11 protein-coding genes are annotated in these 12803 nt (G+C 34.2%); 1 reads left to right on the top strand and 10 read right to left on the bottom strand.

Annotated features, from left to right (window positions below; all coding sequences use genetic code 11):
* Nucleotides 1-22: 22 nt before the first annotated feature.
* From KKG99_16900 to lipA, 9 genes are all read right to left on the bottom strand, one after another.
* Entirely contained in the window at nt 23-2374 is a 2352-nt protein-coding gene (locus tag KKG99_16900; GenBank protein MBU1014675.1) for an ABC transporter permease, read from the bottom strand.
* A 472-nt stretch (nt 2375-2846) separates the two neighbouring features.
* Nucleotides 2847-5186 carry an ABC transporter permease gene (locus KKG99_16895; GenBank protein MBU1014674.1) on the bottom strand — a complete coding sequence of 780 codons (2340 nt, stop codon included), beginning with the start codon at nt 5184-5186 and terminating at the stop codon, nt 2847-2849.
* Nucleotides 5187-5245: 59 nt separating this feature from the next.
* Complete coding sequence (locus tag KKG99_16890; GenBank protein ID MBU1014673.1) at nt 5246-5947, bottom strand: hypothetical protein; 702 nt, start codon at nt 5945-5947, stop codon at nt 5246-5248.
* Nucleotides 5948-6145: 198 nt separating this feature from the next.
* Nucleotides 6146-6946 carry a hypothetical protein gene (locus tag KKG99_16885; GenBank protein MBU1014672.1) on the bottom strand — a complete coding sequence of 267 codons (801 nt, stop codon included), beginning with the start codon at nt 6944-6946 and terminating at the stop codon, nt 6146-6148.
* A 74-nt stretch (nt 6947-7020) separates the two neighbouring features.
* Nucleotides 7021-7836, bottom strand: a complete 816-nt coding sequence (locus KKG99_16880; GenBank protein MBU1014671.1) for a HEAT repeat domain-containing protein — start codon at nt 7834-7836, stop codon at nt 7021-7023.
* An 11-nt stretch (nt 7837-7847) separates the two neighbouring features.
* Nucleotides 7848-8384, bottom strand: coding sequence for an RNA polymerase sigma factor (locus KKG99_16875; GenBank protein MBU1014670.1), 537 nt, complete (start codon nt 8382-8384; stop codon nt 7848-7850).
* 266 nt (nt 8385-8650) lie between these two features.
* Nucleotides 8651-9187, bottom strand: a complete 537-nt coding sequence (locus KKG99_16870) for a hypothetical protein (protein ID MBU1014669.1) — start codon at nt 9185-9187, stop codon at nt 8651-8653.
* A 91-nt stretch (nt 9188-9278) separates the two neighbouring features.
* Nucleotides 9279-9932 carry an oxidoreductase gene (locus KKG99_16865; GenBank protein MBU1014668.1) on the bottom strand — a complete coding sequence of 218 codons (654 nt, stop codon included), beginning with the start codon at nt 9930-9932 and terminating at the stop codon, nt 9279-9281.
* Nucleotides 9933-9942: 10 nt separating this feature from the next.
* A complete protein-coding gene (gene lipA, locus KKG99_16860; protein ID MBU1014667.1) occupies nt 9943-10803 on the bottom strand; it encodes a lipoyl synthase in 861 nt (286 codons plus the stop codon).
* A gap of 161 nt (nt 10804-10964) precedes the next feature.
* On the opposite strand from lipA, the gene KKG99_16855 reads away from it, so the two are divergent.
* On the top strand, nt 10965-11687 hold the full coding sequence (locus KKG99_16855; protein ID MBU1014666.1) for an oxidoreductase: 723 nt from the start codon (nt 10965-10967) through the stop codon (nt 11685-11687).
* Between the two features lie 77 nt (nt 11688-11764).
* Here KKG99_16855 and KKG99_16850 read toward each other — a convergent pair whose 3' ends face one another.
* On the bottom strand, nt 11765-12784 hold the full coding sequence (locus KKG99_16850) for a DegT/DnrJ/EryC1/StrS family aminotransferase (protein ID MBU1014665.1): 1020 nt from the start codon (nt 12782-12784) through the stop codon (nt 11765-11767).
* Nucleotides 12785-12803 lie beyond the last annotated feature (19 nt).

Genomic DNA, 12803 nt, shown 5'->3' with positions numbered 1-12803 from the left:
CTTAAATGTTACAAAAAATAAATTATTCGTACCTGAGCACATCAATAGGTTTACTATTAGATGCCTTTATTGTTTGATATAAAATAGTTAATAAGGCAATCAGTAAAGTAATTCCTAATGCTAGCATGAATGTCCATATGTTAATTTTGGTGTGATAGGCATAATTGTCTAGCCATTTGTCCATTAGATACCACGAAACTGGCCATGAAACAAGATTTGCTATAAATACCCATTTTAAAAAGGTCTTTGTCAGATATATATGGATATCACCCATTGTTCCCCCAAACACCTTTCTAATCCCAATTTCTTTCATCTTTTGTGAGATCATATAAAAGGTAAGTCCGAATAAACCCAAACAAGATATCAGAATGGCAAGGATTGCAAAATAGGTTATTATTTTGGCATATTCCCTTTCAGAGGTGTACATAATATTCAATCGTTCATTCATAAAATCATAGTGAAAAGGTACATTTTTTACATACTCTTTCCATTTTCCCTCAATAAAACCAATGGCATTTTGATAATTATTTTCATCTATGCGGATACTGATTTGCATGCATTCTGCCGGTTTTAACCATAATATAAGAGGTTCTACTTTGTTTTTGAGGGATGAGAAATTGTAATCCTCAACTACTCCAACAATGGTTAAGTAATCCTGATTATTATATTTTAATCGCTGACCAATTGGATTGTCCATCCCCATGCTTTTAACAGCAGTTTGATTAACAATTAGGGCGTCGATGGTATCGGTTGGATAATTTTTTGAAAAATCACGCCCTTCAACAATTTTCATTTGATATGTTTTAAAATAATCGTACCCAACAAAATTATTTCTAAAGAGTATTTCTTTCCCACTCTGCATCCCTTCCCAGGTAAACAATGTATTTGAAAAAGCATATCCTTGATTTGGATAAGCAACCATTTGTGTGACATCCTTTATATAAGGGTTTTGGAGCAATTCAGTCTTGATATTATCAAATTTATTAATGAATTCAGCTGAAATTCCAAAGTTCAGAACATGTTCCTTATTATATCCTAATTTTTTATTCTGAAAGTAGATTAGCTGTTTCTGAATGGTAATCACACTAATTATTAGTGTGACGGAAGTCAAAAATTGAAATACTACAAGCATTTTAATGAAACTGGAATTATGTGCACCTTTAACATGCCCCCCTTTTAATGTTTGAATGGGATTAAATAAAGATATCTGTATTGCAGGGTAAAGTCCTGATACAATGATGCAAATAAAAAGCACAAATAAAAGTCCAACGATTAGATTCGGGTTATATAGGTCTAAAATCAGCTCTCTACCAGCAATATTATTGAAAGATGGGAGTGCAAATTTCACTAGAATAAGCGCGATGAAAATAGATGTAAAAACCTGAAAAGAAGTTTCAGCTAGATTTTGATTTATTAGCTGAAATCTACTTGCCCCAATTACTTTCCTGATTCCAATTTCTTTTGCCCGACGTATCGATCTGGCAGAAGATAAATTCATGAAGTTTATACATGCCAGAACAAGTATAAAAATGGCCACAATCATAAAAATCCGTACATATTTGATGTCGCCGCTAGCAAAATCAAAATCGACATTCGAATATAAGTGAATATCTGATAGGGGCTGTAATTTTAGTTCAGTGTTTTTCTCAAGGGTTGGCTTGTCATCAAGGTAATGACGTATTTTTTCGTTGATTTGCGATTCATTGACCCCATCAGCAATTAATAAATAGGTATAGAAAGTACTGTTATTCCATCTATCAACAGACATCCCCCTTTCTTTTCCAAAACTCATAGGGAGTAAATAATCGTACCATAAATGAGTTTTTTTTGGGACGTTTTTAAATACTCCGGTGACCATAAAATATTCATTTGTAACCTTTAAAGTTTTCCCTATTGGATTTTCGTCCTTAAAATATTTTTTAGCAAGCTTTTCACTCAATACAATTGATCGGTTATCTTTAAAAACGGAATCTCCTGATCTTAATGTAAGATTACATCCAAAAATATCAAAGAAATCGTGATCAGCGTAACCTCCACGCTCTCTGAATTTAGTTTCATTATATTCCAATGTAAATCCGGAAATCTTGAAGCGGGTAAATTTTTCAATCTCTGGAAAATCCTTTACTAATGAAGGTCCCAATGGTCCTTGATTTATTGCCCACGAAACTGGCTTTTCAAAATCCATATCCTGAATGATTCTATATACTTGGTTTTTCTTCGGATTGAAGTTTTCATAACTAAATTCATGGGAAACCCACAACAAAATCAATACTGAGCAGGCTATACCTAAAGCAAGTCCAACGATATTGATGCAATTATAGAACAGACCATGTTTAAAAGATTTTAAGGCGGATTTAAGGTAATTTGTTATCATAATTTGGGTTTTGAATACTTTTACTGATATACTTTACATGATTTAATCCTAAAGTAGCTTGATTGCTCATTAAGAATACCTGAAGTATTAATTAAGGTTACAGTGAAAGAAAATAGAATTTATGAAGGCAAATTCATCAGAAAATATTAATAATGGCTTTGGTAATTTGGCTGATGTTTTCTGAGGATAAAGAAAATGGCAAATTATTCTTTGAAACCAAGAGTAAAAAAGCCAAGGTGCAAAATAGAATACCTATACAACAGAAAGCGAATTTTTGATGCTTTGGTTTAAATTTTACGATCGAATTTATGATTCTTTCCATGACATTTTTGAAACGTGGTTTTCTATAATATATTACTACCGGAAAGCCCAAAAGTTACAGTATTAACAAAACATTAACTTATGAAGAAATTTAAATATAAAACGCAAACCCATGCAGGTCTGCGTTTTATAATAATAAGCCGAAATGGAATTATTCATGTCTTAATGCATTGATCGGATTTGCTCTGGCAGCTCGGTACGATTGATAACTAATTGTAAGTATTGCGATCATGATAGAAGCAATTCCAGAGAAAAGGAAAATAATAATCCCCAAATTTGTTCGATATGCATACTGATCAAGGAATTGTTTTCCAAGATACCAGCTAACCGGCCATGCGATCAGGTTTGCAATAACAACCCATTTGATAAATTCCAGAGTCATGTTATATACAATTGTTGATTCAGATGAACCAAGAACTTTTCTGATTCCAATTTCTTTGGTCTTTTGTTCAGCCATATAGGAGGCAAGTCCAAATAAGCCTAAACAAGAGATGATAATTGCCAAGACAGTGAAGTATTTGAAAAGGGTTCCTGTCTTTTCTTCGCTTGCATACATGTCTTTATATTTATCATTTAACATGGAATATTCGAACGGATAGGTAGGGAAGACTTCATTCCATGATGTTTCAATATATTTTGTAGTTTCAGCAATATTATTAATTGCCTTAATAAACAGGTAACGGCATTGTCCTGTATAATAGAACATTGCCATCGGACTCACTTCCTGGCTTAAATGTAAAAAATTGAAATCGTTAACTACGCCTATAATTTTATATTTTTGATTCGGTCCCCACGCCAGCCATTTACCAACAGGATCATTTAATCCCATGACTTTAGCTGCGCTTTCATTGATTACGACAGCAGCTGAATCTGTCCCAAATTCTTTTGAAAAGAATCGGCCGTCGGCCATTTTCATTCCTAGCGCTTCCTGATAATCGAGATCAACAAAAGTGAAACCTATCAAAATATCTTTGTCATCTTCTCTTCCTTCCCAGGTCATACTGCCTGTATTGCTTCCAATCATTATCGGCAAATGCGAGGCTCTTGATACGGATGAAATATTCGGAGTTTGAAGTAGTAAGGATTTTATCGCATCATACTTATTGTTCACCTCACCCTGCATGCCTATCATAATTACATTTTCCCGTTCCATCCCAATATCCTTATTAAGCAAATGTTTTTGTTGATTATAGATGATGATACTGCCAATGATTAAAATAATAGATAAGGAAAATTGAAATACAACCAATGATTTCCTGAAAATTACACCTGACTTGCCTTTTACGACGGTTCCTTTTAATATGCTAATGGGTTTGAAAGAAGATAAGTACAAAGCAGGATAGCTTCCGGCGATAAGCCCTGTAATTATAATCAGAATAATAAGTCCTGCAATGATGTCGGTATCTGCAAAATTGAAAATCAATTCTCTTTCGGCAATAAGGTTGAATGAAGGGAGCAATAATTGAACAAATATCAACGCCACTATCATGGCCAGTATGGTAGTTAAAATTGATTCACCAAAAAACTGAACAATAATATTTTTCCTTCCTGCACCAAAAACTTTTCTTAGTCCTATTTCTCTAGATCTCAAGGTTGATTTGGCAGTTACAAGATTCATGAAATTGATACAGGCAATAATTAAAATCACAAAAGCGATAATAATAAACAGTCTGATAGTTCTAATACCACCTCCGCCATTTGGTGAGTACAGATGCACTTTGCTGAGTGGCCACAACCAAAGCGTAGTAGTAATCTCAGGATCATTTCTAACGATTTTAAAGTATTCTTTAATCTTTTCACCTGTGGTAATCATGTCAGCTCCTTCTGCCAACAGCACATAAATTGAATTCCAGTTGCTATTATACGTGGTATAGTCAAAGCCCATCTCTCTTACATGAGAAAATGGGATACAGAAATCGCATCGAAAACTGGAGTTTTTTGGCAATTCTTTGATAACCGCTGTTACTTTGAAATTTTTAGTGTCATCAAGGATTAGTATTTTACCTATAACATCGGTAGATCCAAAATACTTCATTGCCATTTTATCGGTAATGACAATCGAATTAACATCTGTTAAAGCATTTTGTGCCGTCCCATTTACAAATTCGATGGTGAGTACCGAGAATAATTCCTCATCGGTATATATTACTCTTTCATTGAATTTTTTATCCTCATAGCGAATTGTTTTTTCATTGAAAATATAGCGAAAAGCATTTTCAATTTCCGGAAAATCGGTCTTAATTTGAGCTGCCAAAGGCCCGGGCATGGCGAAAACCCTTAATGGCCCTGAAGTGTAAATTTGAGTTTGCCCCAATCTGTATATCCTGTCTTTGTTGACATGCATCTCATCATAGCTGAACTCAAATTTTACCCAAAGCAGAATTAGAATGGCAATTGTTAAACCTATTGCGAGACCAAGGATGTTTATCGCTGAAAAACCTTTGTGTTTTAATAAACTTCTGATGGCAATCTTAAAATAATTACGAAGCATTGGAATGGATTTTAGTTGATATTATAAAAGACGATTCTTTTTATAATTTGTTACACTATTTACTTACGGATATAAATGTCGCCACTAATGGTTTTAAGGTTTATTGACCTGCCACCACCGTTAATGTCAAAATCAGGGCTGCTTCCAATTACCATATGGTACTTTCCGTTCCTGGCTTTTCTGTTTATTTCGATATCATGATCGGTATAAACACCTCCACTTATGGTTGAGGTTTTTAAGCTCGCTTTGGCAACTTTATCAATGGTAAGGTCAATAAAGCCGGATATTGTTTCAATATTAAGTTCACCAATCGCATCTGAAAGAATTACATCTCCACTAATGGTTCCCAAATTGACGTTCATATTTTTTGGCAAAAAAACTTCGAAATAGATATCCATATCTATATGCCAACCATCACTGTAAGTTGTTGTTCGCTTTCCATCTTCTGTCGTTTTAACGGTGATGCGATTTTTGGATATTTTTTTCATGTTCTCAATGTCCGATATAAAACTTACAAAAGAAGATGACTCTTTTGTGTCTAGTTTAAAAGCACCGTTGTCTTCGTTGTCGTTAATATTTACACTAACTTTTACATAGATTTCATTTTTGTCCCAACCTTTGATTTTAATCTCATCAGCAAAATCAAAATCCAGAACCACCTCTTTTTGACTGTTCAATTTTATTGTTTTTTCAACAATGGTTTGGTTGAATGCAGTAAGCGTGATCAGTATCAAGCTTAGTGCTATGTATATTTTTTTCATGATTTTTTGGTTTTTAAAGGTTATAGTTATCACTTATGTAGAAAAGTGCTACACTTAAAATAAATGAATACAGGAATAAGCGAGAATAGGCTGTCAGCAAGGATAAGATTAAAATATGACTTGTCACATCGAGCTTCAACCTCCGGCGGAAGCTCAATCTGACTAGTCAAAGAACCTTTTTGGACAGCGCTATTAAGGTTATTTTTTTCTGAGATAGATAATCCCGTCAATCGTTTTTAAGCTGATTTCAACGCCACCTCCATTAATTGTGCCACTTGAGGAATTATGGCCACCAATATAACTTAATGAATGATCACCTTTTTTGTCTTTATCAATAAAAACAATGTCAAAGTCGGTATAAACTTCTCCATCAAAATTGCTGAAACGTAAATTTGATGGAGTATTTGCAGGTATGGTGACATCTATTTCACCATCAATACTTGAAATCGAAATTGGGCTTTCTTGACTAACCTTGCTGAAAACAACTTTCGTATCTCCATCAATTGTGCTTGAAGTTATAGGGCCTGTCACATCTATGAATTCAATATTTGCATTCAAGGTTTTAACCGAAATTTCATTTTTGAAATTCTTAAATACAATTTGATCTGATTCTGCGAAAGGACTTGCATAATTCACCTTCAGTGTCATCGAATTTGGAATCTTAAAAGTATATTTTGCATTTTCCGATTGTTTGCTTGCACCCGAAATTTGGATACTTCCGTCTAACTCAAGAAATGTCAAACCAATACCTGTATTCTCTTCACCTCCGCCGTAAATTGCTTTTAATCCGTCAGCACGTTTTGGCAGGGCTTTAAAATTGCTGACTTCCACGATAATTTCATTTCCATCATAGCCGTCAAATGTCACTTCTCCAAGTAAGTTTTCAATGACTACCCTTTTTGAATTTTTAATGGCATGTTTGTATGATTGTGCACTTAAGTTTGCAGCTAAAAATACTACAGCTACAGTTATCAGTGTCAGTTTTTGTAAAGTTTTCATAATGTTTATTTTTTATTTTGTTTGCGATTAATTTGTTGTCAGATTTATTGCGGCCGGCAATATATTTTTAAATTTTAAATTAAAATTTCAAGCCCTTTTTGAGCGATTGATTTTACGCTTTTATTAGTATTGTCATTATTGGCAATCCGTTGAATGAACGAGCTAGCTTTGGTTTCATGCAATCCGATCATAATATTGATGAGTGTTATCTGAACCATCGGATCTTCCTGTATAGCCAATGAATTGATTAAAGCCTCGCGCACAATATCATTGTCGGTAAAACGTGAAAGAGCAGTTGTGGCAGCTAAACGTACATTTGAATTTTCATCCACATTCATTGCATTGATCAAGGCATCAATAACTTTCGGGTCGGGGCTGGAAAGTTCTTCCATATAACCTACTGCCTGTATTCGCGAGCTTGGCGAAGTTTGGTCTAGTTTAGATAACATGACTACCTGTTTCATGTTCGAAACTTCATTTTGTAAAGCAATTAATTCGCTATTATTTACTCCATTGTTTTTGTTGATCAGTAAGCCTAAAAGCAATCCGGAGATTAAAATTGCAAAACCAGCAGCAACCTGATACATCGGATTCAGAAAACGCAATCGGGTATAATTTCCTGAATGATGAGATTGAATGGGTTTGGCCTCAATGGCGATAGATTTTGATTTCTGCTCTTCAATCATTTGAATAAAATTTGCCTTTAGTTTTTCTGAAGGTTGTCTTTCTTCAATCGTATTGATCTCATTCATAATGATGGCTAATTCTTCCACTTCCTGACGGCAATTTTTACAATCAGCCAGATGAGTTTGAACTGATTTTATATGCTCTGCATCTAATTGTTTATCCACAAAATCTATGAGTAAACTATTTATCTTTTTGCAATCCATGATCCTGAGTTTTATGCTAATTGAAAATAATTGTTTCTTAATTTATTCACTGCCCTATGCACTTTTACTTTTATTGCTCCTATCGAATTTCCCGTAATTTTTGAAATCTCTTCGTATTTTAAATCCTGAAATTTGCTTAACTCTATTATTTCACGTTCATCGATTGATAGTAAATTCAAGGCTTCATAAAGGATTTCGTGTTTTTCGGTTTTTTCAGTTTCATCGATGGCTTCTCTCATTTTTACGGATGTTTGTTCTGTTTCTTCAAAATCTGAGAAATACATTTTATTTTTATGATAATGATCAATATGTGTGTTTCGCGCCATCTGATACATCCATGTTTTGAATTTATATTGCTCGTTAAAAGTGTGCTTATAAGCTATAATTCTACTAAATACATTCTGAGTCAAATCTTCTGAAGTTTCCCTGTTACGCGTTAGGCGTAAAAAGAAATTGTAAAGTTTTACATGATATTTGTCAAATAATGGAACAAGTGAATCGAGGTTTCCATTTTTGACTTCAAACATCAATATTTCGTCATGTTCCATTCTCTTGCAGATGTATTGTTATGTTTGATTACCGAGCAAATTGGTAAAGGTTACAAAGTGGATGCATAAATATCAAATTTAAATAAAATAATGGGTATGGAAACTAAATTCTTAACGGATGTGTTTGTTTATGATGAATTTAGATGCGATAAATGAAAAGCATAAATATTATTTGAAATATCATGGGTGTGATCGGAAATAAAAAAAACTCCATGAATGAACCATGAAGTTTTCTGTCGCTATGAATCGAAACCTATTTCAGTTAATTATTTAAGATTGAAATATTTCTTTACTTCATCGTAATCCTTTAAATTAAGACTTTGAGGGATTGGGATTCCTCCTTCAATGATTACAACTTTAAATTCCTGATCTCCCGGATTAATTGTATATCCGTCACTGTCCTGGAAAGTAATTAATACTTGTTCATACTGTAATGTTACCCATATAGAAGTCATATATCCACCATCTCCGGCGTTAATAAAGGTTGTAGGTAATGGAAATAGTTTATTATCCTGATATAAATAAACCAGTACCGCTCCATAATTTAAAACATCGTCAGTAATTTCCGGAAAGTCCATACTCCCGGTATAACCAAACCCTATACCCGGTTCACCAAAAGTTTGCCATTCGTCTTCATAAATTGTATAATAAAAACTTGAAACACTGTTTCTTGCATCTTCACCGGCAGGACCTTCGGGTCCCATAGGGCCTTCTTTTTGGCATGATGAAAATGTTAATGAAACTATTGCTAATAGCAGAATTGAATAGAAAATACTTTTACAAGAGTTATAGCTATTTTTCATGATATGTAATTTTGTTTAGGTTTGATTTATACCAAATACTCTGCCAAATATGATATTAAATCTATCATTAAGAAATAAATAAAAAAATAAATTAAAAATAAATTTCAGTATTTATTCTCTCAATAGGAATCTGGTAAGCAAGCAAGTAGTTGGTAACGTCATTAATCATTGCCGAATTACCTGATAAGTAATATGATGCTTCCGGTTTAGGTTTTATGGTCTTTAGGTAGTCAGTTACCTTTCCGTGAAAATCATTTGAATTTACACCTGTAACACATGCTTTATAGTTTGCTTGTTTGTAATCTGTAAATTGGTATTTTTCTTCAGGAATTCTAATCCCATGAATGATTTGATAATCAATGTTTGGCTCTGATGTTAATATGCTATGAATTGGTGAAATCCCCGTACCTGTTGCTATGAAAACGTAGTTATTTGAGTTTTGATTTGTAACTGGTAATGTGAAAAACCCATATGGACCTTCCATCTCAATTAATGTTCCTTGGTCAATATTTTTAAGTCGTGGAGACAGATAACCATCTTCAATATCTCTGATCAAAAATTGGAGATAGTCATCATCAACCTTATTATAGATTGAATACTCTCTCGATTCTCTGTCTTGCGGAAATTTCAAGATCATGTACTGACCGGGCTGAAAATTGATGTTATGGCGCTCAACCGTTATTATAAAAGTATGATCGGTTAAATGCCGGATATTGAGAACACTGCTTTCAATTTTTTGGGCCATACTATTGTGGTTAAGCATTAATGTGCCTTTCTGCATGATAAGATGAACGAACCAATGGTGAACTCTCAACGAATGAAAACCCACGTTTTAACCCTTCTGTTTTATACATTTCAAAAATCTCAGGCTTGATATATTCCGTTACTTTTAGATGATGTCCTTCCGGTTGAAGGTACTGTCCGATGGTTAATACCTTACAATTAATCTTTCTTAAGTCATCCATCGTTTGTAGTACTTCTTCCTTTAATTCGCCTAAGCCGAGCATAATGCCACTCTTGGCAACTATCCCTGATTTAGCTATCATTTCCAAAACATTGAGGCTGGTTTGGTATCTGGCCCGACTCCGAACACTGGGTGTAAGCCTTTCAACGGTTTCTAAATTGTGTGAGATTACGTCAGGTTTGGCATCAATTACTTTTTGAAGATCCGTTTCTCGTCCGTTAAAGTCGGGAATAAGTGTTTCAATGCTTATTTCCGGATTAGCTTTCCTGATCTCCAAAATACAATTCGCCCAAAATTCAGCACCTCCATCAGCAAGGTCATCTCGAGCAACTGAAGTAATCACACAATGCTTGAGCGCTAGTGTTTTTATTGTTAAGGCAAGTTTGTGGGCTTCGTTCCAATCCACAGGTTCGGGGATTAAGTTTTTTACGGCGCAAAATCGGCAATTACGCGTACATTTATCCCCGAGAATCATAAAACTTGCCGTCCCGGCATTCCAACATTCTCCTCTATTCGGGCAATTTCCGCTTGTACAGATAGTGTTTAGCTCATGTTCGGCGATTAAACTTTTAAGGTGAATATAATTTTTCCCTTTGGGCAATTCTGATTTCATCCAGCGAGGCAAACGACTAATTGCAATATGATCTTTCATAAAAGATAAAGTAAGGAATAAAATTAATATTTTAAATAGAAACAATATAAATAAAAAAATATATTATTTTAAAAAATTAAAAACTAAGTATTGTTGTATTGAACATAAAAGGCTAATTTTGTAGACAATTTATAAATAGAATAAATAAGAATAAGATAAGAATGCAAAAATTTACAATTCAAAAAAAACCTAATATATATAATACGGAAGGGTTAAACACTTCATTAACATTTGTACAGCCAAACACGCTTAAAGTTATTGGCTTAAGAGAATTGACATTAACTACCTATATTTTAAGATTGGAACGGAAAAATATTAAACTTTTTGCCGGTCAACATATTTCACTCGGATTTGGTAATGATGGAGCAACACGAGAGTATTCGATTTATAGTGGTGAAAACGATCCATTTATTGAAGTACTCATTAAAGAAGTTGAAGATGGTTTGGTTTCGAAACAATTAAAAAGATGCGAAATTGGCGATCGTGTGAGATTTGATGGTCCGGTTGGCTATTTTAGAATTGATGAGAATAAAATTAAGGACAATAAATTTTTATTTATAGCGAGTGGTACCGGTATTGCGCCATTCCACAGCTTTATAAAGTCGTACCCCGAATTAGAATATGAGCTTTTACATGGTGTTCGGTATTCGTATGAGGCCTATGAGCGTTCAGAATACAATGCAGATAATTATCACCTATGTTCTACCAGAGACGATAAAGGAAATTATTTCGGAAGAGTGACCGAATATCTGAAAGACTTACCTTTTGATAATTCGATGCAGGTTTATTTATGCGGAAACTGCGATATGATTCACGATGCCTATGATATTTTATTAGAGCAGGGTTTTTCTGCTAATAATTTGCATTCTGAAGTATATTTCTAATCATTCTTTAGGTGAAGATCCGAATTAGATTGATGATAACATGCTATAGGCAAGCTCGGTTTACACCGTCAATTCTATCAAAACATCTTTTTCCTTAATACTTCCTCAGTAATGGTCAACATATCATCAGTAAAATCAAGATGGGTTACAAAACGTATCAGTTGAGGTCCAAAACCGGTTGCCAAAATATTGTTAGAACTGAATTTTTTCAGAAAATCAGCATTACTTATTTCTTTAGGTAATTTGAAGATGATTATATTTGTTTCTACCGGCATCACGTCCTCGATGTATGATAATCCTGACAAAGTATTTTCCAAAGATTTTGCTTTCTGATGATCTTGAGCCAATCGATTTATGTTATGGTCCAAGGCATAAATTCCGGCAGCTGCCAGAAATCCTGCTTGTCTCATACCACCACCCATTATTTTACGAATACGATGCGCTTTATTAATAAATTCAGCAGAACCTAAAAGTAAGGAGCCAACAGGTGCACCGAGGCCTTTTGAAAGGCAAATTGAAATTGAATCGAATAACTTACCGTGCTGAATTGGCGTTTCTCCGGTTTTAACGAGGGCATTAAATAGTCGTGCACCATCCATATGGAATTTAAGGTTCTTCTCATCACAGGCTTGTTTAATTTTAAGAAGCTCATTAAAGTCATAACAACTCCCACCTCCTTTATTTGCAGTATTCTCAACCGAAACCAAACTTGTATGAGGATAATGCGAATCATTGGGGTTAATTTCCGCTAATACATCGTTAGCGGTAATTCTACCTCTATCTCCATGAATTAAGCGGACTGAAGAGCCTGAATTGAACCCTATTCCACCTCCTTCAAATCTGTATACATGTGAAGTGTGATCGCAGATGATTTCATCACCCGGAATGGTATGGACTTTAATCGCAATTTGATTTGTTTGGGTTCCTGAAGAACAAAACAAGCTTGCTTCCATTCCAAACATCTTTGCTGCTTTATTTTCTAATTCATTAATGGTCGGATCTTCGCCAAAAACATCATCACCAACTTTTGCATTCATCATGGCCTCAAGCATTAATTTTGAGGGCTTTGTTACGGTATCGCTTCTCAGATCAATCATTGTTTTCATTTTACCTATA

Source organism: Bacteroidota bacterium (assembly GCA_018816945.1).
GTDB lineage: Bacteria > Bacteroidota > Bacteroidia > Bacteroidales.
Note: the sequence above shows the minus strand (reverse complement) of the source record. Positions and strands in the feature narration are given on the sequence as shown.